The organism is Ruegeria sp. BG9 (assembly GCF_056538305.1).
Map to the genome: position 1 here is coordinate 1 of NZ_JBQFSY010000011.1, position 25,772 is coordinate 25,772.

The following is a 25,772-nucleotide window of genomic DNA, read 5'->3' on the forward strand; positions in this document are numbered from 1 at the left end:
GGATACTGAACAGGCATCTCCCAGCCCGCAAAATCAACCATCTTTCCACCCAACTCAACGTGAAGAGAGTAAAGTGGAGTGCGATTCGGTGCGTCGGTCATGGCAGATACCTTTTCGTATCGAGTGGTCGGAACGCATACCCGTAAGTTTGCTCCAAGCTGGATCTAATGCAACGATTCAGCCTTGGTGTTTCGGCCCAGAACCGCAGCCAGAGCGGGCATGTATACGAGCGCATGCATCGGTAATGTTCCTATAGGAAACTTTTTTCCGTTAGGCAACAGACGATATTCCCAGCGCTGGTAACTGGCACATTTGCGAAGCTGCACTTTCAACTCGGAGTTTGGCTATGGTCATGCAGACAATTGAGAATTTGCGTATTCGCCACAGCTCACTACAGTTTTGGCTGCAGCCTGTGAACGGCGTGATCCAGCACATGAAGCCCGGCGATCAGGTCACTTTCGGCGGTATCCTCGGCAAAATCGTGACTGATTCCGTCAATAGACGGCACAAACAGCATGGCAACCGGCATCAGGCGCGAGACGTTGGTGGCGTCATGAAGCGCCCCCGAGGGCATCCTGCGCCATTTGCCGGGCGCGACCTGTTCCGCCCCATGCTCCAACGCGGCACGGAGCGAGGAGTCCATGGGCACCGGCTCCAGCCCCAGCATCCGGCCGTAGCTCAAGCCCATGCCCATCTCTGCGGCGATCTCGGCGGCTGTGGCGCGAATGACCTCCTCCATCCTTGCAAGACGGTCGGCATCTCCGTCACGCCATTGCATCGAAAACCGCACCCGCCCCGGTACAATGGACGAAGCGTTGGGGTGCAGATCTACATGCCCAATTGTCCAGACGGTTTGCGGCGTAACCACTTTTCGGAACCGGTCGTTCAGACGGGTGTTGAACACAGACAGAGCCTGAAACGCGTCGCGACGCAGGTGCATCGGGGTGGTTCCGGCGTGGTTCTGCTGACCGTCGAACTGAACCACCATATCGCGTATGCCGACGATGTCGGTGACAACGCCGATTTGCTCTTTCTGGGTATCAAGCGTTTGGCCTTGCTCGATATGCATCTCGACGAAGCCGGTGAAGCGGGTGGGATCGACAAAGCCATCGGTCAAATCGCCCATCGCACCCCGAGCCGCGGCAAAAGGCACGCCCGCGTGGTCGGTCAGCTTGTCCGCCTGATCCAAAGGCAGCCCGCCCGACCAGATGGCCGAACCTGTGGTGACGCCAAACCGTCCCTCTTCATCCTGAAAGCTGACGACCGAGACAGGCTGATCACTGCTGCGCGCAATCTCAAGCGCGGCGATCACGCCTAACGCACCGTCGAGCCAGCCGCCCTCGGGCTGGCTGTCGCTATGTGACCCCATCAACAACGACGGCCCGTCCGCCAAACCAAACAGATTCCCGACCGGATCGAAATGCGGGGTCAGGCCTGCATCCGCCATCCGGTTTGAAAGCCATGTCCGGGCGGCAATGTCGGCCTCGGAATAGGCGGGACGGATGACGCCTTTGCCCACGCCCGAGGCTCCAAATTCGCGCAGCTTGTGCAGATCGGCCAAAAAGCGGTTTTCGTTGATTGCCATGAACTCCCCCCAAACGTCTTGCGCGGCCAACCATAGCGCCCGGGCGGCAACCTGCAATCACCCTTCGATTTTTGCCGAACCCCTCTGGCCCCGGCCCGGAACCTGCCCTAAGACTTGCCAGCAAGAGGGACCGCCATGTCACATATCACATTGGTTCGTCACGGTCAGGCCAACACGGCAGCGCGGGACGAGGTTAACTATGACAAGCTCAGCGATCTGGGTCACCAGCAAGCGCGCTGGCTGGGCGCGCATCTGCGCGACACGCGGGCACATTATCCGCGCGTCTATTGCGGCACGCTGACCCGACATGTTGAAACCGCCGCCAGCATGGGTCTGCCTGAGCCGGTTCGCGATGCACGCCTGAATGAGATCGAGTATTTCACCCTGGCGCAACTGTTTCACGAACAGCACGGGGTGGCGATCCCGACAGATCGCGAAGGGTTTGTTGACCACCTGCCCCGCACATTCGCTGCCTGGGCCGCTGGCGACATCCAGGATGCGCCCGAAAGTTTCGAACAGTTTGAAACTCGCGTCAGTGATGCCCTGCATGAAATTGGAACCGAGGGTGGGCCGGCCATTGTTGTCACCTCAGGTGGGCTGATCTCGATGGTGGTCCGGCAGGCGATGGGTCTGGATATCCCGTCGATGGCGCGGGTGGCGCTTGCCATTATGAACACTTCGATGCACCGGCTGCATCCGATCGGAGCGCAGCTCAGCCCGGTTCTGTTCAACGCGACCCCGCATCTGGAAGCGCCAGACCGTCAGTTCGCCCAAACCCATCTGTAAGGAGGTCTCGATGCAGCTTTACTACGCTCCCCGCACCATCTCGGTCGCTGTCGCCATAGCGCTGGAGGAGGCCGGTCTGGACTATGAGGCGATCCGGTTGGACTTTGCCAATGGCGAACAGACCAAACCCGCCTACAAGCAGATCAACCCCAAGGGCCGGGTTCCGGCGCTGGCGGTGGATGGCGGTATTCTGACCGAAACCGGCGCGTTGCTGGACTATATCGCAACTATCGCCCCGCAGGCCGGGTTGGTCCCCGAAGACCCGGTCATGGCCGCGCGGATGCGCGAGGTGATGTACTACCTCGCCTCGACCATGCATGTGAACCATGCCCACAAAATGCGCGGGCACCGCTGGGCCGACAAGAAATCCAGCTGGAAGGATATGAAGGACAAGGTCGCGCAGACCATGACCGCGTCCTGCAAATACATCTCGTCGAACGGGCTGCGCGGGCCGTTTGTTCTAGGTGAGGCCTTCTCGCTCGCCGATGCCTACCTCTACGTGGTGTGCAGCTGGCTGGAGGGCGACGGCGTTGGCGTCTCGGCCTTCCCCAAAATCCTCGCCTTCCGCCAAGCGATGGAGGCACGCCCTTCGGTTCAGGCGGTCCATGCCGCCGGAATGCTCTGACAAAAGGAAATACGATGACACATCTCTGGGTCCGGGCAGAACAGCGCCCGAACGAGGAACGGGTCGGGTTGACCCCAGAAGGTGCTGCCGCGTTGATCGCGGCTGGCATCCTTGTGACGGTCGAGGAAAGCTCTGTCCGCGCTATCCCGCTGGACGGCTTTAGGGACGCGGGCTGCGAGATCGCGGCTGAAAACAGCTGGCCCGAGGCCCCGCAAGACGCAATCATCTTCGGCCTGAAAGAGCTGCCCGAGGACGGCACCCCCCTGCCGCATCGCCACATTATGTTCGGCCATGCCTACAAGGGCCAGCACTCCGGTCGGGCTTTGCTAGAGCGGTTCAAGGCGGGCGGCGGCACGCTCTATGATCTGGAATATCTGGTCGGTGAAGACGGCCGACGCGTCGCCGCCTTTGGCTATTGGGCTGGCTATGCCGGGGCCGCGGTCACGCTGAAAACATGGGCCGCACAGCAACGCGGACAGGAATGCCCGCCGGTTGGCGTCTATGCCAACAAAGACGCCCTGAACGCCGAATTGCTGGCCGAGTTGGACGCCATCGGCACCCGCCCTCGCGCCATCGTTATCGGCGCGTTGGGCCGGGTCGGCACGGGTGCCGCAGATATGTGCGAAGCCATGGGTGTCAGCGTCACCAAATGGGACATGGCCGAGACCGCCAGCGGAGGCCCATTCCCGGAAATCCTGGATCATGACCTGTTCCTGAACTGCATCTTCGCGCGCCCCGGCACGCCGGTCTTTGTCCCGCGTGAGGCGCTGACCGCACCGCGCAAGCTGACCGCCATCGGCGACGTGGCCTGCGACCCGGACAGCGACTATAACCCGGTCCCGGTCTATGATCGCGCCACCACGTGGGACGTCCCCGCCCTGCGCGTCGCCACCGACCCGGTGATGGACGTGATGGCCATCGACAACCTGCCCTCGATGCTGCCGGTCGAAAGCTCGCAAGACTACGCGGCGCAACTGCTGCCGTCTCTGCTGACGCTCACCGATCTGGACAGCGGCGTCTGGGGTCGGGCAGAAGAAACCTACAAAACGCATATCGAAGGGATCTGAGCGATGACGATTCACTGGTGTGGCACCGGCCTGTCGGCCATCCCCGGCCTGCGCCGCCTGATCGAAGGCGGGCAAAAGGTCACCGTCTGGAACCGAACCATCGAAAAGGCCAAGACCGAGGTCGGTGACCTGACCGACGACATCCGCGCCTTCGACATCGACGCTCTGGATGCGGTGCTGGAGAAGGGCGACGTGATCGTCTCGATGCTGCCGGGCGACTGGCACGTGCCGCTGGCGGAGCTGGCGATCTCGAAAGAGGCCAATTTCGTCTCGTCCTCCTATATCGCACCCGAAATGCGTGCGTTGGACGATAAGGCACGCGAGGCTGGTGTGGCTTTGGTCAATGAGGTCGGGCTGGACCCGGGCATAGACCACCTGATGGCACATGCTTTGGTGGCCGACTACCGCGCCTCGGACGCTTTTGACGCGCAGAACCACCTGAGCTTCATCTCCTATTGCGGTGGTATCCCGAAGAACCCGAACCCGTTCCGCTACAAGTTCAGCTGGTCGCCGCTAGGTGTGCTCAAAGCACTGCGGTCGCCGTCGAAATCCATACGCGACTATGCACCGCTGGACGTCGCCCGCCCATGGGACGCGATCAGCAGCTATATCGCGCCGCTGCCAAACCCCGAAAGCTTCGAGGTCTACCCTAACCGCGACTCGCTGCCCTTCATGGCCGAATACCAATTCGAGGATCACTGGCCGGTCAAAGAATTCGTCCGCGGCACACTGCGCCTGAACGGCTGGACCGATGCATGGGCCGACGTGTTCACCGAAATTGAAACGCTCACGGGGCCCGAAGGTGACGCGCGTCTGAAAGAGATGTCGGACCAGTTCTGGGCCGAGAACGCCTATGACGAAGGCGAGCCCGACCGCGTGGTGCTTTGCGTTGGCCTGAAGGCCGAGAAAGACGGCGTTGAGGTTTGGCACAAAACCTACGTCATGGATGCCTGGGGCGATGAACGCGGCACCGCGATGGCGCGTCTGGTGTCGATCCCGGTTTCGCTGGCGGTTGAAGCCGTCCTGAACCGCGCCATCCCTGCTGGCGTTCACGCGGCACCCAGCGATCCGAAACTGGTGCAAGGCTGGATGGGTGAAATCGACACGCTCGCGCAGCATCTACAAATCGTGGATCACTTGGGTTAACCAGCCGGTAAAAAGAAAAAGGCCATCCCAGCATGTCTGGAATGGCCTTCTATCTCGTATTTTTTTCATCTCTTAGTCTGGCTTTCTTTGCGACGCCCGAGCGTCAGATATATCGATTGATCGTGTCCTCGATATCGCTGCGGTTTATGCCCAACTCGGCCAACTGATTGTCGCTCAGGCCATCCAGATACTGCGCGGCACGCACAATTTCCGGACTTATGGCCTTGATACGCATGGCGCGATCAAACAACAGCAGAGCCGTAGCAGACGGCGTTGGCTGATATACGGGCGGGATGACATCAAACATATTCGTTACCTCACTCATTAAGAAAACAGCGTTTGCGAACGGTCGTGGGCCCTGTTTCAATGTCGAAGCGGGGCGCCGTTGAAAACGCTCTCATAGGCACGCTGTTTGATCTCGCTCCGATCAATCCCGATATCCGCGAGTTGGTGATCCGAAAGTCTTTCCAGATTGCGCACCGTGTTCGAGAAAATGCGTCTCCGATAATACTCGACCTTTGCGTCCGCGTAGTTCGAGAACAAACCGCCAAAGAGGCCAGTCCGGGCTTCTGCAGTATGTGTATGTGCCATTTCTTTTCCTCCTAAATTTGATTTTCAGTGCAGTACTGACATCCAATAAAGGGACGCTGCGTTAACCAAAAAGCAGCGTTCCATTAAAGTTTCTTTAGGAAGATGGAGCGCGATGGCGCGCGCTATCCGGAGCCTTTGGCTACATCAGATCGTTCTCGATATCCTCAGCTGATATGCCCAAGGCATCCAACCCGTTCTCGAGATGGTCCGACAGATGCGGTGTGCCGATCAGATAGTCTGCACAGGGGGTCGAAGCCTCAGACTTGGCGGTGGCAATGGCCTCGGCAAGATCCTCGGCAAAGAAGCTTTCGCGCCCGATCCACATAATGGCGACCAGCTCGGCCTGCTCATCCTCGCTCATCCGGTCGACAAAGGCGCGTAGCTCACCTTCGGCCCGTCCCAGTTCACGCCCCATCATGGCAACTTGAGCCACATTCCTTGCCGAAATTTCCAACATGCCTTCAGCTCCTCTTGTTCGCGGTTTCTACACATCAGACCCCGACACGCGCCCTGAGTCTTTGATCTTACGCAAACAGAGGGGCAACTATCGCCGAACCCGCGACACCGGTTGATCCGGGACAGGAGCCGTGCGGAACGGACGAAACCGGGCTTTTTTGATCCACAGCTTGATTGCCTGCCATACGATCAGCGCAAAGGTGCGCCGCGCACCAAACGGACGCCGCACCAACGACCATAGTATAGAGCGGTTGGTCAGCGGCTGGCGCGGACCCGTCAGCGTGGCAATCAGCCCGCCTCCTTCCCGCCCATAGTCGATCCAAACCCCAACGCGGTCGGGACGATAGTCGAAGCGGAATGTGTAGTTCCCCTCAATCTTCTGGAAGGGCGACACATGCATCAGCTTGTCCGCCACCACCCGGTCCGAGGGGTCGATGACCGCAAAACCCGGCTTGTGGCAGACATAGCTGTGGCGCGTCCCGTAAGTGTTCGTGACCTCAGCGACCACGGCGTAAAGCTGCCCTTCCTGATCGAAACAGAACCAGAAACTGACCGGGTTGAAAACATGGCCCAGAACCCTCGGCTGCGTCAGTAACATGATCTGCGCAGGCTGGGGCACCTCCAGTTCCTCAAACCGGGCGCGCAGCCATGGGGCTCCGATCCCCTGCCCCGGTTCACCGCCGTGATCTGACTTGCGCCAATTGGTGATATTCACTCGGTCAACCGAAAAAAGAAGCGGCGTGAACAGATCGGCTTCGGGGTCCAGCAGGATGTAATCGACCGAATAGCGAAAGGCGTTCTCTATCGCCCCTTTGCGACCGTGATAGGTGTAACCTGCTATGTGGTCGATATTTTTCATTCCGCCGCGCGTCCTGCTTTGCCCGTAATTTGTTCGACTTGCGCCCTTTTCAGAAAAGAGACGTCATTTGAAATACGGAATCCACCCCGGTTTGGACTTTTTTTGCCGCATGAAAGTGATCCGCCTTGGTGCCCCCCGCGTAATCCGGTTATGTTTACCGAGATCAATACCGTGACCTTGGACGAACCTGCGGCTGAACAGGCCGCCCCTCAGCCTTGGCGCGCAAAGAAACGCATCAAGGGTAGACAGGTGAACGGAACGAACGGCAGTTGCGACACCAGGACCGAGTGGGTGGACCATGTCAGGCGCATCCGAGACGCGCAGGACCAGGCGGCTTTTGCCGAGCTGTTCCAGCATTTCGCGCCGCGTATCAAGGCGTTCCTGATGAAGTCAGGATCAGACGCTGCGCTGGCCGAAGAGTGCGCGCAAGAGGTGATGGCGACCTTGTGGCACAAGGCCCATCTGTTCGATCCGTCGCGGGCCACGGTGGCCACTTGGGTGTTCACCATCGCTCGGAACAAGCGCATTGACGTCCTGCGCAAGCAACGTCGCCCTGAACCCGAGGAACTGGGATGGGGCCCCGAGGCTGAGCCGGACCAAGACGATGTCCTTGCGCTGCAACAGGAAACCGCGCAGCTGCGCACCGCCATGCTGGCGTTGCCCGAAGCGCAGAGAGAACTGATCGAGAAGGCGTATTTCGGTGATTTGAGTCACCGAGAGATTGCGTCTCAGACCGGGTTGCCCTTGGGAACGATCAAATCACGTATTAGGTTGGCGCTGGACCGCTTGCGCCACGCGATGAACTGAGATGAGCAAGATGAGCCAGTCGATTAAACATCACCTGACAGATGAGCTGCTGATGGCCTATGCCGCCGGCTCGCTGCCCGAGGCGTTCGACCTGATGGTCGCAACCCATCTGTCGCTTTGCGACCACTGCCGTGCGCGCGCCGAAAGCTATGAGGTCGTGGGCGGACATGTTCTGGATGAACAACCTGATGCAGTCAGCATGAGTGACGCATCCCTTGCCGCGACGATGGCCCTGATCTCTCAAGGCGCACCGACCCCCAAGCCCGCTCGTCCGGGCTGCGCCATCCTGCCGACCCCCCTGCAAGACTACGTCGGTGGGACAGTTGATGACATTCAGTGGAAACCGATTGGCATGGGCGTGAAACAGGCGATCCTGCCGACCAGCAAGGAGGCCACTGCCCGCCTGCTGTTCATCCCTGCAGGTGTCGCCGTCCCGGATCACAGCCACAACGGTACTGAATTGACGATGGTTCTTCAGGGTGCCTTTTCGGATGAGGTTGATCGCTTTGCCCGTGGCGATGTCGAGATTGCAGATGAAGATCTGCATCACACGCCGACGGCCGACATCACCGAGGATTGCATCTGTCTGGCCGTTACGGACGCACCGCTGAAGTTTAGCAAACTGATGCCGCGCCTTTTCCAGCCCTTCCTGCGGATCTGATCGTGTATGGTTCGGATCAGAACTGCCTCTGACAGGAGATATTTCATGAACCGAACAAGCTTGATTGCGCTTGGCTTTGCGTGCTTTGCCACGATTGCGTCTGCCCAGATGAAGGCTGATGTGAAGTTCGAGCCAGGCAACTTTGGCACAATGGTCAACGGTACCGTGACCGGAGATGAGTATTTTGACTACTCGCTCGGCGCGAAAGCCGGGCAAGAGATGTTTGCCGACCTCAAGGTCAGCGATACCAACGGCAATGGTGTGGTCTATTTCAACATCCTGCCCCCCGGTAGCGATGGCGTCGCGATCTATAACGGCTCGATTGACGGCAACACCGCCCGGATCGATCTGCCCGAGGACGGGGACTATACGATCCGCGTGTACTTGATGGGCAATGACCGAGATACAGGCAAAACCGTGGGCTACAATCTGGACCTGTCGATCCAGTAAGGTGCTACATGGCCTCGCTGTCGACTTCGGCGTTTTCAGACCGAATGGGAACCCCCAACAGCTCTAACGCGCCGCTGCGGCCTTTGACCTCGATAGGGGGGATACTGACCAGCCCGTCCAATAGGCCCGGCCCTCCAGCCGCTGTCACAAGGTCGTTCGAGACGATCAGGTCCATTTGCAGATCGCGGGTCAGGCTTTCTAGCCTTGCGGCTGTGTTCACCGCGTCTCCGAACACTGAAAACTCCAGCCTGTCCTGATCGCCTATAACGCCGAGAAAAACCTCACCCCAATGCAAGCCGATTCCGGTGCCAAGTGAAGGAAGGTCCGCCGATTTGCGCTCGGCGGTCCAGCGGGCCATTTCGTCCAACAGTCCTGCGCCGCAGTTCAGGCAGCGTTTTGCGGCCTGCTCTCCGTCAAACACGATCATGACCGCGTCTCCGATGAACTTGTCGATGATACCGTTTTCCCGACGCACAACAGCCGAGACCCGGCGTCTGTAATCTGACACCAGCTCAGAGACCTCATCCGGTTCAAGCTGTTGCGACAGTGTCGTGAATCCGCGCAGATCGATGAAAATCAAACCGGCCTTCTGGCGGCGTCCGTTCTTCAAAGCCGCCAATCCGCTGTCACCAAGGTCCTGCACGACCTGTGAGGGCAGGTAGCGCGTCAGGTTCGCGCGACGCTGCGCCTCAGTTATGGATTGAAACAGCAACTTGTGAACCCGCCTTGCGGCGACGATCAGAACCACCCCGGCCAGGGCGATCATGAAGACTCGGATCAGGTTGGGCGGCGGTGCCAGAAATAGCCAAATAGGACTGTCTGTATGGCCCCGCGCGGATCCTGCATTTATCCCGATCAGGAACAAAAACCCTAGCGACAGCAAGACAACCTGCATCAACATGACCTTGTGGTTGCCGCGCAATACTCCGAAAGCCAGAACCACAGGAACCAGCCAGACGGCAGGCAAAACGAAGACCTCATCACCAACGAGGCCTGTATTGAGCAAACCCAACCAAACCGAGACAATCAGGAACACGGAATCCGCACCCGACACAGGCCACGCCATCCAACCCGAAAAGCGCCCCCTGCGTGCCGCGATCCATGTCACGAAGCCAAGCAAGAAATAGGCAAAGAGGGTTCCGAACGCGAACGCCCATTGGCGCTCCAGAACTGCGTGCCCGCTGTTCGAAACCGGTTGGATCGTGACGAGGAAAAAGACGCCAAGGCCCGCCGCAACACCCATTCGCAACAGGCCAACGATCTGTTCCGCGTCCTGCTCGGCCGTTCTCAGCAGTTGGTCAATTTCTGGCGGGTGCGCCGCATTTTTCATTCTGCAACCTGTCTGTCAGGATGCGCACTCAGCCCTCGTGCCGCGTTAAAGGGACGACCTCCGAGGGGGCCTCTGGCGCAAGTTCCTCAAAATCAAAGTTATCAAGCCGTTGCGCCCTGCGGCCAGCTTTTTCCGCGCTGATCTTGATGTCCGAAATGTCCTTGGCCGCCTGCCCGAAATGGCGATCCAAATTGGCAACGCGGTCGCCCAAACGCTCGACATCCTTGTGCAGCATCCCCAGTTCTTTGCGGATGGCACCCGCCTGTTCCCGCATCCGCGCGTCCTTTAGGATCGCGCGCATCGTGTTCAGCGTCGCCATGCAGGTGGTCGGTGACACGATCCAAACACGTTTGGTGAAACTCTCCTGCACCAATTCGGGGAACTTGGCGTGCAACTCGGCATAGACCGCCTCAGACGGCAGGAACATTAGCGCGCCATCGGCGGTTTCGCCATCCAGAATGTATTTCTCAGCGATATCGTTGATATGTTTGCGCACCGTGCCGCGGAACATCTGAACCGCCGCCTTTAGTTCGGCGTCATTGGTCGAGCCAATCAGCGCCTCATAGGCCTCCAACGGGAATTTGCTGTCGATCACAATGGGTCCCGGAGGGTTCGGCAGATGGATCAGACAATCCGCCCTGCGTCCGTTCGAGAGGGTCGCCTGCAACTGGAAACTGTCATGCGGCAGCGCTTTGGAGACTATGTCATTCAGCTGAATCTCACCAAACGCGCCCCGAGTCTGTTTGTTCGACAGGATATCCTGCAGCGACAACACATCGCCGGACAGCTTGGTGATGTTGTCCTGCGCCTTGTCGATGGCGGCCAACCGCTCCTGCAGCTGAGTCAGCGAGGTCGCGGTCTGCTTAGAGGACCCGTGCAGAGATTCCTTCATCCGCTCCTGCATCTCAGCCAGCGCGCGGGCTGATTTCATGGCATTGTCGGCCAGCCGGTCATTCATCTGCTGCTGTACCGAGGACAAGCGGGATTCGACCGTTTGGATCACCTGCACCTGCGCATTGGCCTGAGTGTCCGAGACGTGCTGCAGCCCGCCGCGCAATTGCTCCTGCCCCTGCCCCAATGCCTGCACATGTTGCCCCAGATGTGCCATCTGTCGCGCGAGGGGCTCTGCCATCCGCGCGGAACGTTGCGACGCCCGCAGCGACAGAAACAGCAACAAAAGAACCAGCGCCAGAACGCCACCCGCAACGAGGATTACGGGGTCATTCAGTGCATATTGGGTGCCTGCAATCTCAATCATATGAACCTGTACGTTCTCGTTTTGTTTCTATCTTCTTAAACGCTTCGCGATGCCGGATCAACTGCGCCCGAACAGACGCTCGATATCGCTGAGTTTCAGTTCAACATAAGTGGGTCGCCCGTGGTTGCATTGACCGGAATGCGGGGTGGCTTCCATCTCGCGCAGCAAGGCGTTCATTTCCTCGGCGCGCATCCGGCGGCCAGAGCGGATCGAGCCATGGCAGGCAACGCGACTGAGGATCGCCTCAATCCGCGCCTGCACCATCTGACTGTCGCCCTGATCGGCCAGCTCATCGAGGATATCCAGAATCATCGCGCGGGCATCGACCTCACCCAGAATGGCCGGGGTTTCGCGCACGGCGATGGCACCGCCGCCGAAAGGCTCGAGCGTCAAACCAAAGCGCGCAAGGTCATCGGCCACCGCCATCAACCGCGCGCAATCGCCTTCTGATAGCTCGACGATCTCGGGGATCAGCAAAGCCTGCGCTGCGACACCGTTCTCGGCCATTTGCGTTTTGAGTTTTTCATAAACCAACCGCTCATGCGCGGCGTGCTGGTCGACGATGACCATCCCGTCGGCGGTTTGCGCGATGATGTAATTCTCATGCACCTGCCCACGAGCTGCCCCCAAGGGCAGGTCCTGAGGCGCGGGTTCTTCAGCGGTCACTGGGGCCACAACCGGGGTCGGCTCAACGATGCTGCCGCTATAGTCCCTTGCCAATTCAGCAAAGCCGGGGGATTGCGCCCGATATGCCGCTTGCCGGGCCGCCTGAGACGGGCGGTCCATCTGGTAGACCCGCGCAGGGATGGGCTGAGGTGCCTCGGGCCGCATCGCGCCCAAAGTCGCGTTGGCTACGGTCGAGGACGCCCGATGCCCGGCCTCGGCCAGCGCGTGCCGCAGGGCGGAAACGATCAATCCGCGCGCAACGCCGGGATCACGGAACCGAACCTCGGATTTAGCAGGGTGCACATTGACGTCCACCAGCGTCGGATCGCAGTCGATAAACAGCGCCGCAGCCGGGTGGCGGTCGCGGCTGAGGAAGTCGAAATACGCCGCCCGAAGTGCTCCGGTTAGCATCTTGTCACGGACTGGACGGCCATTGACGAACAGATATTGCGCGACTGCAGCCCCGCGCGAATAGGTCGGAAGGGCAGCATAGCCGTACAACCGAATACCTTCGCGGGTCGCGTCAATCTGCAGGGCGTTATCGGCGAACTCGCGACCGATCACGCGGGCCAGACGGGCGTGGAGGGCATCGAAAAGATCGCCGTACTCGCGGTCGGCGCGGAAGGTCACGCGACCCTCACCTCCGTCCGAAACATCGCGCAAGGTGAACGTGACGGAAGGCTCAGCCATGGCGAGGCGTTTGACCGTATCGCCAATGGCCTGAGCCTCGGCCCGATCGGTACGCATAAACTTGAGCCGCGCGGGCGTGGCGAAGAACAGATCGCGCAGCTCGACCACTGTGCCTGCGCGAAGGGCGGCAGGCTTAACCGCCTCCATCTTGCCGCCCGAAACCGCAATCGACGCAGCATCCTCCCCCGGAACGCGGCTGGTGATCGACAAACGACCTACCGCGCCGAGCGAGGGCAAAGCCTCACCCCGAAAGCCGAAGGTGTGAATGTTCAACAGATCCGACCCGTCGATTTTCGATGTCGCATGACGCGACAAGGCCAGCGGCAGATCCCCGGGCGCGATACCACAGCCATCATCGGTGACACGAATCAAGGTCTTGCCCCCATCCGATATATCTATGGCGATGCGGGTGGCTCCGGCGTCGATGGAATTCTCGACCAGTTCCTTGACGGCCGAGGCCGGACGTTCGACCACTTCACCGGCGGCGATGCGGTTGATCGCAGCATCGTCAAGCTGCCGGATAACGGGTCGTGTTTCGCTGATATTGGGGGTCGTCTGCGCCATACCACCAGACCTAGCACATCACGGCCCGATTCTGCCACCGGATTGAACCGTAATATCGGCTGATCTTTCAGATCAAGAAGGGAGGGGGGCCGGACAGTGTTCGGGGGCTGGCTGTGCCGCCCTCACCGAACCCTGCCCGGACTTACCGAAGTGAGTGGTAGTTGTTAGCCGGTAATGTAATTGACGTAACATGCAATTAGTTAAATTGCTTATTAAGAGTCATCTTTATTTACTCTGGGCAAAGTTCAGCCGATGACCTGCGGGAACCAGTGGCAGGAAAGTGCCGCTTCACGCAGGTGTGTGCGCACCCACTCGGGTGCGGCACGGGCCGAAAATGGCGGTCAGGGCCAGGATCGCGCCGGACATGGTGGCGATCATCCCTGCCGCGCTGACGGCGTCCGCCGCGCCCAGCCAAAGCGGGCCATACCCGGCCAGCACATATCCCGAAACAGATGAGAGGATGGCGAAACCCACGCTCCACGCGATTTGCGTCTCCAACCGGTTGGTCATCATGCGTGCCGCAGCCGGGGGGCAGATGAACATGGCGATCACGATGATCGAGCCGACCGCATCAAAGGCGGCAACAGCGGCGATCGCGGCGACGATAACCAACGCCAGACCAAGCACACCGGTGCGGATGCCCATGGTACGCGCGAACCCTTCATCAAAAGTCGAAATCTTCAGCGGCCGCCAGAAGAGCCATGTGAACAGCAGAACCCCCAGCATCGTCACTGCAATCCGAGGCAGTTCCGGCGGCAGCCCGGCCAAGGCCTGCAGGTCCCAAAGCGAGGACCAGCCCGTCGCATCCAGCCAGATCAGGCTTTCCAGATTTCCATAAAGCGCATGTTCCACATCCAGATGTACGGTTGAGGTATCCGTCTGCTCCAACAGCAGCACACCTGCCGCAAACATCGTGGTAAAGACCACACCCATCGCCGCACCCGGCTCGATTTGACCCAGCCTCCGGATCGCCTCGATCAGAACAACGGCAACGATCGCCGCTCCCGCCGCGCCCAGCATCATGGGCCAGGTGGAGATCGCTCCGGTCAGCAGAAAGGCCACAACGATGCCGGGCAGGACCACATGGCTGATCGCATCCCCGATCAGCGCCTGTTTGCGCAGCACGAGGAAATTGCCGGGCAAGGCGCAGGCTATCGCCGCGAAGGTGCCGATCAGCAGTGGCGTCAGCGACAGGGGAACGAATTCTTCACCGCTCATGTCGGAACCCCCTGTGGTCCGCCGATGCGATTGTCTATTTCCGCGATCTGATCCTTGGTCAGTACGGTTTCGATGTCACGCAGGCCATCGTATAGCGCGGCAGTCGCCTCATGCGCCTGATCCGCGCGCACGACCTCCCACCGCTTTTCATCGCGCAACGCTTTTGCAGCGCGAGCTTTGCCAGCCTCGGTCGCCACGCCATCGGCGCGCACAAGATCAGCGTGGCGCAACAGGCGCAGGGTTAGAGGTTCGTAGATCTTCTGGCCTTGTGCCAAAGCCAACAGCCCTTGCCGGATATGCACCCGACGTTGGAACCTCAGATGGCGCAGAACGGCGGCCAGAATCCCGCGGACCGGGGCGAGGAACAGGGACAGGACGAAGAAGGCGAAGCTGACCAGAACGATGATAGGCCCAGTCGGCAGATTCGGCGCAGTGGCCGACAAGGCGGCGCCGATATAGCCCGCCAAACCACCCGCGAGACCGGCCAGCAAGACGACGCGACCCGACCGCTCGGACCAGAACCGCGCGGTGACTGGAGGGATGATCAGCAAAGCCACGATCAGGATCAGGCCGACGATTTTCAGGCCGACCACAGTGACCGCCATCACCAACCCCATCATCGCGAGGTCAATGCGATGCACGGGCAAGCCCCGGGCGGCGGCATATTCGGGGTCAAACGCCACCAAAGTCATCGGGCGGCGCAGGATCATCACAAGCACCAGAGCCGCCGCACCTCCGATCGCGATGATCAAGGCATCCGCCCACAGCATCCCGGCGGTTGAGCCCAGAAGGAATCCCTCCAACCCCGCTTGCCGACCAACGCCCATGGTCTGAATGACGGTCAGCAGAACGATTCCGAAGCCGAAGAACACTGACAGAACCGCGCCGATGGCGGCATCCTCGGCCAGTCGGGTGTGACGTGTTAGCCAGTTCAGGCAGAGCAGACCCACCCAGGCCGACGCTGCCGATCCGGCCAGCAGCCCCAGCAGGTTACGCCCGTCCCCACCCAAAGCCACAAGCAACATGAAGGCCAGACAGACCCCCGGCAAAGTCGCATGGCTGATCGCGTCACTGACCAGCGCGCGTTTGCGCAAAAACAGAAAGGTACCGGTCACGGCGGCCGCGACTCCAAGCAAACTCGCACCGATAGCGACCAGCGTGGCGTTGTAACCAAGCTGCAGGCTGAGCGCATCCCAGAGCATTCTTTACCCCAGCGCGCGCGAAATCTGGTCGATTTGGGCGGTGGCCAAGCGGCCTCCGTATGCGGATTGCAGGGTTTCAGCGGTAAAGGCCTGCGCCACCGAGCCTTCGGCGATCTTGCGCGTGTTGATCAGGAAGACATGATCAAAGTAGTCCGTGACCGTGGCCAGATCGTGATGGACGACTACAACGGTCTTGCCCGCCTCTTTCAGCGATTTCAGCACTGCGATGATGGCTTTTTCGGTGGCCGCATCGACACCAGCGAAGGGCTCGTCCAGCAGATACAGATCGGCGTCTTGCGCCAAAGCACGGGCTAGGAACACGCGCTGTTGTTGGCCGCCGGACAGCTGGCCGATCTGACGAACTGCAAAATCGCGCATGCCAACGCGGTTCAGGCAATCCATTGCTGCCGCTTTGTGCCGCGCGCGAACACGGCCCAACAGGCCCAACTGCCTCGACAGGCCCATGAGAACCACATCAATCACGCGGGTCGGAAAATCCCAATCGACACTGGCCCGCTGCGGGACATAGGCAATCCGGGCACGCTGTGCCTCGAGCGGTTTTCCGAATACCGTCACCTGACCGGACAAGGGCGTCACGATCCCAAGCGCCGCCTTTAGGAGTGTCGATTTCCCTGCCCCGTTCGGGCCGATAATCGCGGTCATCGCTCCCGGCTGAACCGTCATATCTACAGAGAATACAGCAGGCTTCTGACCGTATGAGACAGTTAGACCACGCACAGCCAGCGGGCTGGCCTCAATCCCTTGGTCTTCGACGGAAACACCCTGAACCGCTGCAAGCTCTAGCATCACTCAAAACCCCGCAGACAGTTTGCCGTTCAGACCCTGATCTGGAACATCCGCCCCCAAGGCCCCTGCGATCACGGTGATATTGTGATCCAGCATGCCGACATAGGTGCCCTCATAGGTACCTGGCTCGCCCATGGCATCGGAATACAGCTCCCCACCGACCGAGACTTTGTGCCCCTTGGCCGCAGCTCCTTCGATCAGCGAGCGCATCGAGCGATCCGAGACCGAACTTTCTACGAACACGGCGGTCAACTGGCGGTCGACCAGAGTGTTGACCAATTCTCCGATCCGATTCAGACCGGCCTCTGACTGGGTCGAGATGCCCTGCACGCCCATCACCTCATAGCCATAGGCCGCACCGAAATAGCCAAAGGCGTCATGGGCGGTCAGCAGTACGCGGCTGTCTTCGGGCACTGCTGTCAGGGCCTGTTCTGCATAGGCTGTCAGGGCGTCAAGTTCGGCCAGATGCACCTGTGCGTTTGCGGCAAAAATCTCGGCAGCTTCGGGGCGGGCCTCGGTTAATGTCTCTTGGACCTTGGTGACCACATCGGCCCACAGGGTTGGGCTCATCCAGATATGCGGGTCATATTTGTCGGCATAGTCATCATGCGCGCGCAGCTTCGATTTATCGAGGCTTTCGGCCACGGCTACCACGGTCTGCTTACGGCTGAGATCTTCAAAGAAATCTTCCATCTGCGCTTCGAGATAGAGACCGTGCCACAACACCAGATCTGCGCGGGTCATGGCGACGATATCGCTGCGGGTCTGACGGTAAGCATGCGGATCAACGCCGGGACCCATGAGGCCCTTTACCTCAACCTGATCGCCGCCGACCTGTCGCACGGCGTCGGCAATCATGCCGGTCGTAGCCACGACCTTCAGCGGAGCCTGCGCCCATGCAGCAAGCGGCATGGCAGCGGTGATAGCGAGAGCAGCAAGGAAACTGCGACGAATCATGGTTGATCTCCGGAATTCGGACCCTGTTGCGATTAAATATGAGAACGACTCGCAACTAAGTCAATGCTATTGCGAATTAGTCGCAACAAAATCCCAGTTTATTTGTCCAAATGGTCAAAAAAATACCGCAAGGCCGCTCTGCTGCCTTCCATTTACTGCCAAGCCGTGCGATTTTGGCGCAAACCTCCCAAAGGATGTGAGTATGGAAACGCAGAGCTCAGACAGCCCCGTGCGCACCGCGCATCTGCCGCAAGTGACCGAACCCAGAAACCCCGGCATGGAATTGGATCTGGATTGGGTCCGCGCCGTGCAGGCCAACACCTCAGCGATTGAGCGCCGCGCCGCGACCCTGCCCGGTCGGCGGTCCGTCAAGAAAGACTATCAGGCCGCGTGGTTGCTGAAAGCAGTCACCATGATCGACCTGACCACCTTGTCGGGGGATGACACGGTAGGCCGCGTGCGCCGCCTGTGCTCCAAAGCGCGCCAGCCGGTTTCCTCCGCATTGTTGCAGGCGCTGGACATGCCGCCTATCACAACCGGGGCGGTTTGCGTCTATCATGACATGATCGAGACCGCCGTGGACGCGTTGAACGGCACCGGCATTCCGGTGGCGGCGGTGTCGACCGGGTTCCCGGCGGGCCTGTCGCCCTTCCACCTGCGCGTGGCCGAGATTGAGGAAAGCGTCAAAGCAGGCGCCGAAGAAATCGACATCGTGATCTCACGCCGTCACGTGCTGTCGGGCGATTGGCAGGCTTTATATGATGAGATGAAGGCCTTCCGCGCTGCCTGCGGCGATGCCCATGTCAAAGCCATTCTGGCGACCGGAGAGCTGGGCAGCCTGCGCAACGTCGCCCGCGCCTCGTTGGTCTGCATGATGGCGGGGGCGGATTTCATCAAAACCTCGACCGGGAAGGAAAGCGTCAACGCTACTCTGCCCGTATCGCTGGTGATGATCCGCGCGATTCGCGACTACTATGACCGCACCGGGTATCGTGTGGGGTACAAGCCTGCGGGTGGTATCTCGAAGGCCAAGGATGCCTTGGTTTATTTGTCGCTGATCAAGGATGAACTGGGCGACCGCTGGCTGGAGCCGGACCTGTTCCGCTTTGGCGCCTCGTCACTTCTGGGCGATATCGAACGGCAGTTGGAACATTATGTGACGGGCGCGTATTCCGCCGGTTATCGTCACTCCATGGGCTGAGGAAAAGAACAATGACAGTCAAAGAAATCTTCGAGACCATGGACTATGGCCCTGCCCCCGAAAGCGCAGCTGAGGCGTTGGCCTGGCTGGTCGATCAGGGCGATGCGTTCGGTCACTATATCGACGGGAGTTTCACCAAACCGGGCAAAGGGTTCGAAAGCAGCAATCCCGCGACCGGAGAGGTTCTGGCCAAGCTGACCCAGGCCAAGCAGGCGGATGTGGACGCGGCAGTCGTAGCTGCCCGCAAGGCGCAACCCAAGTGGGAGAAACTGGGCGGCGCAGGCCGGGCGCGGTATCTCTATGCCATTGCGCGGCTGTTGCAGAAACATGCGCGCCTGTTCGCCGTGCTTGAGAGCATGGACAACGGCAAGCCGATCCGTGAATCGCGTGACATCGACATCCCTCTGGCGCAACGCCACTTCTACTACCACGCCGGTATGGCGCAATTGATGGAGAGCGAGCTGCCCGATGCTGAGGCCTTGGGCGTGTGTGGGCAGATCATCCCGTGGAACTTCCCGCTGCTGATGCTGGCCTGGAAAATCGCGCCCGCGCTGGCGATGGGGAATACGGTGGTTCTGAAACCGGCCGAATATACCTCGCTGACTGCGCTGCTGTTTGCTGATATCTGCTTACAGGCCGGGCTACCCAAGGGCGTCGTCAATATCGTGACCGGTGACGGTGCGGTGGGCGAGATGATCGTAAACGCGGACGTTGACAAGATCGCGTTTACCGGCTCGACCGTCGTGGGGCGGCGTATCCGCGAGGCGACTGCGGGTTCGGGCAAGGAACTGACCTTGGAGCTGGGAGGCAAGTCCGCCTATATCGTCTTCGACGACGCTGACATCGATTCCGCGATCGAAGGTCTGGTCGATGCGATCTGGTTCAATCAGGGGCAGGTCTGCTGTGCAGGGTCCCGCCTGCTGGTGCAGGAGGGCATTGCCGACCGCTTTCACGACAAGCTGCGCGCCCGGATGGACGGTTTGCGCATCGGTGATCCGCTGGACAAATGCATCGACGTCGGCGCGGTTGTGGACCCGGTTCAGCTACAGACGATCAAAGCCATGGTCGACAGCAACACCGCAGGCCATGTTCACCACGCGGCTTGTGAACTGCCGGAAAACGGCTGCTACTACCCTCCGACGCTGATCTCGGGGCTCGAGGCCTCGGACCCTCTGATGCAGGAGGAGATCTTTGGCCCGGTTCTGGTCTCCTCGACATTCCGCACCCCGGCTGAGGCGGTCGAACTGGCGAACAACACCCGCTACGGCCTAGCCGCAACGGTCTGGACCGAGAATGTGAACCTCGCGCTGGATATCGCGCCAAAGCTGGTTGCGGGTGTGGTCTGGGTCAACGCTACCAACCTGTTCGACGCCGCCGCCGGGTTCGGCGGAGTGCGCGAAAGCGGCTTTGGCCGTGAAGGCGGTTGGGAGGGGCTAACGGCCTACACCAAGCCCAAAGGCAAGGCCAAGCCGCTGGCTAAAGTCGAGGCGACCATGGGCGAAGGTGCTCCGGTCGATCCCATCGACCGCACTGCGAAAATGTATGTGGGTGGCAAGCAGGCGCGGCCCGACGGAGGCTATTCGAAACCCGTCTGGGGCAAGTCGGGCCTGCTGGGTCATGTAGGCCTTGCCAACCGCAAGGACGTCCGCAACGCGGTTGAGGCCGCAGCAGGTGCGAAAGGCTGGTCCAAGACAACCGGTCATCTGCGGGCGCAAATCCTTTACTATATCGGCGAGAACCTCTCGGCCCGCGCGGGTGAATTCGCTGCCCGTATCGACGCCATGACCGGCAAGAAAGACGGCACGAAAGAGGTCGAGGCCTCGATCCAGCGCCTGTTTACCGCAGCTGCCTGGGCCGACAAATATGACGGTCAGGTGCATGGCGTTCCGATCCGGGGCGTAGCAATTGCCATGAAGGAACCCGTCGGCGTGATCGGCGCGCTCTGCGCGGATGAGGCGCCTCTGCTGGGTCTGGTCTCGGCCATGGCGCCTGCGATTGCCATGGGGAACCGGGTGGTCCTGGCGGCGTCGGAGCCGTATCCGCTGGCGGCGACGGATTTCTATCAGATCCTCGAGACCTCGGACGTGCCAGCAGGTGTGGTCAATATCCTGACCGGCAGCCATGCGGAACTGGCGAAACCGCTGGCCTCGCACCTGAACGTGGATGCGGTCTGGTCGTTCTCTTCGACGGATCTGTCGAAAGAGATCGAGGTCGTCTCAGCCGGGAACCTGAAACGGACCTGGGTCAATAACGCGACGGCATGTGATTGGAGCATGGACCATTCCCGTCGCTTCCTTCAGGCTGCGACCGAAGTGAAAAACATCTGGGTGCCCTACGGCGAGTAGGGCCCCCGCATCACGGGAGGCCCACATGGACTTTGCAAACAAAACCGTCATCGTCATTGGCGGCACCAGCGGTATTAACCGGGGCATTGCCGAGGCTTTTGCGGCCTCGGGCGCCAAACTTGCCGTTGCCAGCCGTTCACAAGAGAAAGTGGATGACACGGTCGCGGCGCTGAAAGCGGCAGGCGCGGCAGAGGCCATCGGTGCGGCGTTTGACGTGCGCGATCCGGACGCCGTGGCGGCGGGGTTGAAACAGTTCCACGATGCGTTTGGCGATTTCGACGTGCTGGTGTCAGGTGCGGCGGGGAATTTCCCGGCGCTGATGTCCGAGATGTCGGTCAATGCGTTCAAGACCGTTGTCGACATCGATCTGATGGGCACCGTTCATGTTTTGAAAGGGGCCTACCCTTACCTCAAACGGCCCGGTGGCAGCATCATCAACATCTCAGCCCCGCAATCCTATCTGCCATACGAAGGGCAGGCGCATGTCTGCGCGGCAAAGGCGGGCGTTGATCAGATCACCCGAACCCTGTCCATGGAATGGGGTGTCGAAGGCATCCGTGTGAACTCGGTCGTGCCTGGTTTCATCGAGGGCACCGAAGGAGCCAAACGCCTTGCGCCAACACCCGATGCGGGCGAAGCGCTGCGCAAGGACGTTCCATTGGGCCGTTGGGGCCAACCGCAGGACGTGGCCAACGCGTGTCTGTTCCTCAGCTCTGATATGGCCAGCTATATCAGCGGCACAGTCATGGCGGTTGATGGAGCCTTGTATCAGCGCGGCTCGGGCAAGTTTGGCCAGATGATGGGTCAGATGCTGCGGGCAGCGAAAAAGGGCTAAAGCCTGAAGGCTGAGTGTTCAGTCGTTGGACTTTTTTTCGGCTAAAGCTCGTTCAAGAGCTTCTGAAATAGATCCCTGCGGCAACCAGCAGCGAGGTCAGGACGCCGGCCACAACGTAAAGTGCAAAGGCGCTGAGCAGGGATTGGCCGAGAATCAGAGCGGCCGCAAAGGTCAGCAACCCCGCAACTGTTCCCAATCCCATAATCGCAACTACCATAGCGTCACTATCCATCCCAAGCTGTGACAAGAGAATAGGACCAAAAGAGTCCCATCTCATATTCCGATTATCACAGAATTCTCGACATTTCTGGCTAAAGTATGGCCAAGACGCGTTAACGGTAAGTTAAGGCGGAGAGTTGCCGATCCGGTAAGCGGCGCATCGCTCGTTATCAATAGGTACCATGCCCTCAGCGTGGAGGGACGGCGTCAGCCGTCCACCCCTTCAGGTTTTCCGACGATGGTGAAGTGCAGGCCTTCTGGGTCCAGCAGTTCGGACGCCACGCGGTTGATCTCATCCAGCTTCACCGCATTCACCTTGTCGTTGCGCGTCGCGATATAGTCGATCGGCAGACCCTGCATCTGCATCCCGACCATGATCCCGGCAATACGGCCGTTGCCATCAAACCGCAAAGGATAGGCACCTGTCAGATAGGTCTTGGCGTCGTCCAACTCCTTCTGGGTTACACCCTCGGACGCTGCTCGGGCCCATTCGTCGCGGATCACCTCGACGGCTTCGGCGATGCGGTCGTTGGAGGACGAAACTGAACCCAAATAGACCGAGGCCAGATCCTTCGGAGCCAGATAAGAATAGACGCCGTAGGTCAAGCCGCGCTTTTCGCGCACCTCTTGCATCAGGCGGCTTTCGAAACCGCCGCCGCCAAGGATGTGGTTCAGGACAAAAGCAGCGAAGAAATCAGGATCGTCACGGTCGATCCCTTTCTGCGAGAACAGCGCCACGGATTGTGGCGTGTCGAATTCGACCACGCTTACGCCACCCTCGATCTGAACCTCGGCTCTTTCAGGGATCGGTTTGCCAGTCTCTGGCAGGTCCAGCAGCAAGGTATCAAGAAGCACGCCCAGTTCTTCTGCGGTGATATCGCCGACAGCGCCCACATAGAGACGATCCTTGGCAAATACGCTGTCATAGGCGGTGACTACATCATCGCGTGTCAAGGCTGCCACGGTTTCAAGCGTGCCTTTGCCCTCGGACCCGTAGGGATGGTCGCCATAAGCCATGGCGGCAAAGCTGCGACCGGCTATATCGTTCGGATCAGTCATGTCCGAGCGCAGGCCGGACAGTATCTGCGCCTTCACACGTTCCACCGCGTCTTCATCAAAGCGCGGCTCAAGCAAGGTTGTGCGCAGCAGATCAATCACCTCGTCCCGGTTTTCGGTCAGGAAACGGGCCGAGATCGAAACCGAATCGTCCCCGGCATTATAGGTGAATGAGGCGGCCAGCGACTCCAGCTCGCGCGCATAGGTGCGGGCATCCATATCACCCGCGCCTTCTTCGATCAGGCCGCTCATCAGGTAAACCGCGCCACGCTTGTCCGGGTCATCCAGCGAGGTGCCGCCGCGAAAGCGCAGCTCGAGCGCCGCGAAGGGGATCGAGTGATCCTCGACCAGCCACGCAGTGATGCCACCGGGCGAGGTGACCTCCTCAATATTGATCTCGGCCCATGCGGGCAGCGCGATGACAAAGGCGATCAGGGTTGCGAAGATGCGTTTCATTGGGTCACCTCATCATCCTTCATCAGCCAGCCGGTAACCGAGCTTTCCAGTTGCAGAACCTCACGGGCGGCGGCGATGATTTCATCCCCGGTCACGGCCTGCAGGACGTCCGGCCAGGCCTGCACATCCTCAACCGTCAATCCGCTGGTCAGGGCCCGACCGTAGCGGTTGCCGATGCCGTCCACATTGTCACGGGCATAAGTCTGCGAGGCGCGCAGCTGCATTTTGATCCGGTCAAGATCTTCTTCGTTCACCCCCTCGGCGATGAACTCCGCCACGACCCGATCCATGGCATCCTCGGCCTCTTGCAGCGAGACGCCTTCGGCCGGAACCACCAGCAAGTCAAAGGTGGTGTCATCCAATGAGACCCCCCGGTAGAACGCGCCTGCATAGGTCACGACCTGATCTTCGAATTGCAGTTTCTCGTTCAGATAAGAGGTCGTGCCGCCCCCAAGAAGCTCAGCCAACAGAAACAGGGCTGCCGCTTTCTCCTGTGCGCCCGGATCGCGTTCCGGGGCCAGATAGCTGCGCTGCACATAGGGCTGCGACACACGCGGGTCTTTGTAGGTCAGGCGACGTTCCGCGGTTTGCGGAGGCTCCTGCGAGCGGACGCGTTCCGGCAGGTCCAGATTGGCCGGGATCACACCGTAATACTGATCCGCAAGGCTGCGCACCTCGTCCGGGTCGACATCTCCGGTCACGACAAGGATGGCGTTATTGGGGGCGTAGTGCGTCTGGTAGAAGGAGAGCGCGTCCTCCATATCCAGCGTCTCCATCTCATGCCGCCAGCCGATGATCGGGACGCCGTAGCGGTGGTTGAGGTACTGCGCTGCGTTCATCTGTTCGCCAAACAGTGCGCGCGGGTTGTTGTCAGTGCGCTGGTTACGCTCTTCCAAAATCACGTCGCGTTCGGTGGCAATATCGTCTTCGGACAGACGAATATTGCGCATCCGGTCCGATTCCATCTGCATCATCAGCTCCAGCCGGTCGGCCGCGACGCGCTGGAAATAGGCTGTGTAGTCATAGGAGGTGAAGGCGTTGTCATTGCCACCATTGGCCGCAACCGTGGCCGAGAACTCGCCCGGTGCCAAAGTATCGGTGCCCTTGAACAGAAGATGTTCGAGGAAATGCGCCACGCCGGACGACCCGATTGGCTCATCCGCGGACCCGGCGCGATACCAAACCATGTGCTGCACGACCGGCGCGCGGTGATCCTCGACCACGACAACATCCATGCCGTTGTCCAAAGTGAAGGTTGTGACCGCCTCTTTCCCGTCCTCGGCCAGGACCGGGGTGGCTGCAATCAGGGCGGCAGATAGTGCCAAAGCCCGAACCATGGGGCATCCTCCGTTTCGTTTCTAGACTTCAAACTACGGTGGCGCCCGGCGGGATCAAGGGAGATGACAGAAAGTTAAAGAATTATTCATTCGGAGGTGAAGACGGAGTTTCTACCCCAATGCGACGGGCTGCATCGGTCTCGACAAAGGGATCGATCGACTGACGTTCGTAAACCTGCTGGTAGCGATCGACCGGGAACAGGCGCAGACCGGTCCAACGGCCACGGCGCTTGCGGAAGGCTTCGTCGTCAGCCTCGACCACGGCGCGCGCGTTTGCCGGAACGCCATAACGGCTTGAGGCAGTTACAAGCGCGGCATCCGAGGATGGGATCGCCGCATTAGGGTTCAGCGCCGATGCGTTGCCCCCAAGGGCCACCACGGCGTCTGCGTTCGGGTTCGGATCTGTCAGGTTGCCACCGCCCGGTGTGGGGGCCGGCAGAAACGCATAATCCTTCGGCTGGGTCAGGGGTTTGACCGGCAGCACGGAGAACTCATCTGGCCCTTCCCCCGGAGGGTCAAGATCGCGCAGGCCGGGGTTGTTGCAACCTGCAACGGCTGCACCAAGGATCATGGCAAGTAGGGCGCGCGACAACCGCAT

26 protein-coding genes are annotated in these 25,772 nt (G+C 60.1%); 10 read left to right on the forward strand and 16 right to left on the reverse strand.

The features are described 5' to 3' along the window. Positions 1-391: 391 nt before the first annotated feature. Entirely contained in the window at positions 392-1,585 is a 1,194-nt protein-coding gene (locus tag ACR0I8_RS18280; protein WP_480703478.1) for a Zn-dependent hydrolase, read from the reverse strand. A gap of 135 nt (positions 1,586-1,720) precedes the next feature. Here ACR0I8_RS18280 and ACR0I8_RS18285 point away from each other — a divergent pair, with 135 nt between their 5' ends. Genes ACR0I8_RS18285 through ACR0I8_RS18300 form a run of 4 tightly spaced genes read left to right on the forward strand, consistent with a single transcriptional unit; the run spans position 1,721 to position 5,209 of the window. Continuing rightward, on the forward strand, positions 1,721-2,371 hold the full coding sequence (locus ACR0I8_RS18285) for a histidine phosphatase family protein (RefSeq protein ID WP_170643633.1): 651 nt from the start codon (positions 1,721-1,723) through the stop codon (positions 2,369-2,371). A 10-nt stretch (positions 2,372-2,381) separates the two neighbouring features. Further along, positions 2,382-2,996: a glutathione S-transferase family protein gene (locus ACR0I8_RS18290; RefSeq protein ID WP_170643634.1), complete on the forward strand. Its 615-nt coding sequence runs from the start codon at positions 2,382-2,384 to the stop codon at positions 2,994-2,996. Between the two features lie 14 nt (positions 2,997-3,010). Next, positions 3,011-4,063, forward strand: coding sequence for a saccharopine dehydrogenase (locus ACR0I8_RS18295; protein ID WP_170692045.1), 1,053 nt, complete (start codon positions 3,011-3,013; stop codon positions 4,061-4,063). A gap of 3 nt (positions 4,064-4,066) precedes the next feature. Further along, positions 4,067-5,209, forward strand: coding sequence for a saccharopine dehydrogenase C-terminal domain-containing protein (locus ACR0I8_RS18300; RefSeq protein WP_170692046.1), 1,143 nt, complete (start codon positions 4,067-4,069; stop codon positions 5,207-5,209). Positions 5,210-5,312: 103 nt separating this feature from the next. Here ACR0I8_RS18300 and ACR0I8_RS18305 read toward each other — a convergent pair whose 3' ends face one another. From ACR0I8_RS18305 to ACR0I8_RS18320, 4 genes are all read right to left on the reverse strand, one after another. Next, on the reverse strand, positions 5,313-5,516 hold the full coding sequence (locus ACR0I8_RS18305) for a DUF1127 domain-containing protein (RefSeq protein WP_170473219.1): 204 nt from the start codon (positions 5,514-5,516) through the stop codon (positions 5,313-5,315). A 56-nt stretch (positions 5,517-5,572) separates the two neighbouring features. Further along, positions 5,573-5,800 carry a DUF1127 domain-containing protein gene (locus ACR0I8_RS18310; protein WP_170692048.1) on the reverse strand — a complete coding sequence of 76 codons (228 nt, stop codon included), beginning with the start codon at positions 5,798-5,800 and terminating at the stop codon, positions 5,573-5,575. Between the two features lie 139 nt (positions 5,801-5,939). After that, positions 5,940-6,257 (reverse strand): DUF3775 domain-containing protein, encoded by a 318-nt coding sequence (locus tag ACR0I8_RS18315; protein WP_170692050.1) that lies wholly within the window; start codon positions 6,255-6,257, stop codon positions 5,940-5,942. A gap of 87 nt (positions 6,258-6,344) precedes the next feature. Then, positions 6,345-7,115 carry a DUF1365 domain-containing protein gene (locus ACR0I8_RS18320; RefSeq protein ID WP_170692052.1) on the reverse strand — a complete coding sequence of 257 codons (771 nt, stop codon included), beginning with the start codon at positions 7,113-7,115 and terminating at the stop codon, positions 6,345-6,347. Between the two features lie 291 nt (positions 7,116-7,406). Here ACR0I8_RS18320 and ACR0I8_RS18325 point away from each other — a divergent pair, with 291 nt between their 5' ends. From ACR0I8_RS18325 to ACR0I8_RS18335, 3 genes are read left to right on the forward strand one after another with little or no spacing between them, the layout of a single operon-like run. Further along, positions 7,407-7,922, forward strand: coding sequence for a sigma-70 family RNA polymerase sigma factor (locus ACR0I8_RS18325; RefSeq protein ID WP_475220036.1), 516 nt, complete (start codon positions 7,407-7,409; stop codon positions 7,920-7,922). 10 nt (positions 7,923-7,932) lie between these two features. Beyond that, positions 7,933-8,583, forward strand: coding sequence for a ChrR family anti-sigma-E factor (locus ACR0I8_RS18330; protein ID WP_170692054.1), 651 nt, complete (start codon positions 7,933-7,935; stop codon positions 8,581-8,583). Between the two features lie 45 nt (positions 8,584-8,628). Further along, entirely contained in the window at positions 8,629-9,033 is a 405-nt protein-coding gene (locus tag ACR0I8_RS18335) for a hypothetical protein (RefSeq protein ID WP_170379296.1), read from the forward strand. 4 nt (positions 9,034-9,037) lie between these two features. Here ACR0I8_RS18335 and ACR0I8_RS18340 read toward each other — a convergent pair whose 3' ends face one another. The 7 genes from ACR0I8_RS18340 to ACR0I8_RS18370 all read right to left on the reverse strand — a co-directional run bounded on the left by ACR0I8_RS18340 (position 9,038) and on the right by ACR0I8_RS18370 (position 17,725). Continuing rightward, positions 9,038-10,363 carry an adenylate/guanylate cyclase domain-containing protein gene (locus ACR0I8_RS18340; protein ID WP_170379298.1) on the reverse strand — a complete coding sequence of 442 codons (1,326 nt, stop codon included), beginning with the start codon at positions 10,361-10,363 and terminating at the stop codon, positions 9,038-9,040. 28 nt (positions 10,364-10,391) lie between these two features. Next, the gene (locus ACR0I8_RS18345) at positions 10,392-11,621 is read right to left on the reverse strand and encodes a DNA recombination protein RmuC (protein WP_170379300.1); all 1,230 of its coding nucleotides are present in this window, start codon (positions 11,619-11,621) and stop codon (positions 10,392-10,394) included. A 57-nt stretch (positions 11,622-11,678) separates the two neighbouring features. After that, on the reverse strand, positions 11,679-13,541 hold the full coding sequence (gene mutL / locus ACR0I8_RS18350) for a DNA mismatch repair endonuclease MutL (protein WP_170692055.1): 1,863 nt from the start codon (positions 13,539-13,541) through the stop codon (positions 11,679-11,681). Positions 13,542-13,829: 288 nt separating this feature from the next. Then, positions 13,830-14,759: a metal ABC transporter permease gene (locus tag ACR0I8_RS18355; protein WP_170692059.1), complete on the reverse strand. Its 930-nt coding sequence runs from the start codon at positions 14,757-14,759 to the stop codon at positions 13,830-13,832. Continuing rightward, positions 14,756-15,961, reverse strand: a complete 1,206-nt coding sequence (locus ACR0I8_RS18360; protein WP_480703484.1) for a metal ABC transporter permease — start codon at positions 15,959-15,961, stop codon at positions 14,756-14,758. Before ACR0I8_RS18360 ends, ACR0I8_RS18355 begins: the two co-directional genes overlap by 4 nt. Before the next feature lie 3 nt (positions 15,962-15,964). Beyond that, complete coding sequence (locus ACR0I8_RS18365) at positions 15,965-16,768, reverse strand: metal ABC transporter ATP-binding protein (protein WP_170692065.1); 804 nt, start codon at positions 16,766-16,768, stop codon at positions 15,965-15,967. A gap of 3 nt (positions 16,769-16,771) precedes the next feature. Then, complete coding sequence (locus ACR0I8_RS18370; RefSeq protein ID WP_170692068.1) at positions 16,772-17,725, reverse strand: metal ABC transporter solute-binding protein, Zn/Mn family; 954 nt, start codon at positions 17,723-17,725, stop codon at positions 16,772-16,774. A 202-nt stretch (positions 17,726-17,927) separates the two neighbouring features. Between ACR0I8_RS18370 and deoC the strand changes: the two genes are divergently transcribed. Genes deoC through ACR0I8_RS18385 form a run of 3 tightly spaced genes read left to right on the forward strand, consistent with a single transcriptional unit; the run spans position 17,928 to position 22,106 of the window. Continuing rightward, positions 17,928-18,926: a deoxyribose-phosphate aldolase gene (gene deoC, locus ACR0I8_RS18375; protein WP_170667431.1), complete on the forward strand. Its 999-nt coding sequence runs from the start codon at positions 17,928-17,930 to the stop codon at positions 18,924-18,926. Between the two features lie 11 nt (positions 18,927-18,937). After that, positions 18,938-21,271 carry an aldehyde dehydrogenase family protein gene (locus ACR0I8_RS18380; RefSeq protein ID WP_170692071.1) on the forward strand — a complete coding sequence of 778 codons (2,334 nt, stop codon included), beginning with the start codon at positions 18,938-18,940 and terminating at the stop codon, positions 21,269-21,271. Positions 21,272-21,296: 25 nt separating this feature from the next. After that, entirely contained in the window at positions 21,297-22,106 is an 810-nt protein-coding gene (locus ACR0I8_RS18385) for an SDR family oxidoreductase (RefSeq protein ID WP_170692073.1), read from the forward strand. Between the two features lie 52 nt (positions 22,107-22,158). Here ACR0I8_RS18385 and ACR0I8_RS18390 read toward each other — a convergent pair whose 3' ends face one another. The 4 genes from ACR0I8_RS18390 to ACR0I8_RS18405 all read right to left on the reverse strand — a co-directional run bounded on the left by ACR0I8_RS18390 (position 22,159) and on the right by ACR0I8_RS18405 (position 25,772). Continuing rightward, positions 22,159-22,323, reverse strand: a complete 165-nt coding sequence (locus ACR0I8_RS18390) for a hypothetical protein (RefSeq protein WP_170379318.1) — start codon at positions 22,321-22,323, stop codon at positions 22,159-22,161. 209 nt (positions 22,324-22,532) lie between these two features. After that, the gene (locus tag ACR0I8_RS18395; RefSeq protein ID WP_170692076.1) at positions 22,533-23,837 is read right to left on the reverse strand and encodes a M16 family metallopeptidase; all 1,305 of its coding nucleotides are present in this window, start codon (positions 23,835-23,837) and stop codon (positions 22,533-22,535) included. Further along, positions 23,834-25,174, reverse strand: coding sequence for a M16 family metallopeptidase (locus ACR0I8_RS18400; RefSeq protein WP_170667425.1), 1,341 nt, complete (start codon positions 25,172-25,174; stop codon positions 23,834-23,836). Before ACR0I8_RS18400 ends, ACR0I8_RS18395 begins: the two co-directional genes overlap by 4 nt. Before the next feature lie 82 nt (positions 25,175-25,256). Further along, positions 25,257-25,772 carry a DUF3035 domain-containing protein gene (locus tag ACR0I8_RS18405; protein ID WP_170555488.1) on the reverse strand — a complete coding sequence of 172 codons (516 nt, stop codon included), beginning with the start codon at positions 25,770-25,772 and terminating at the stop codon, positions 25,257-25,259.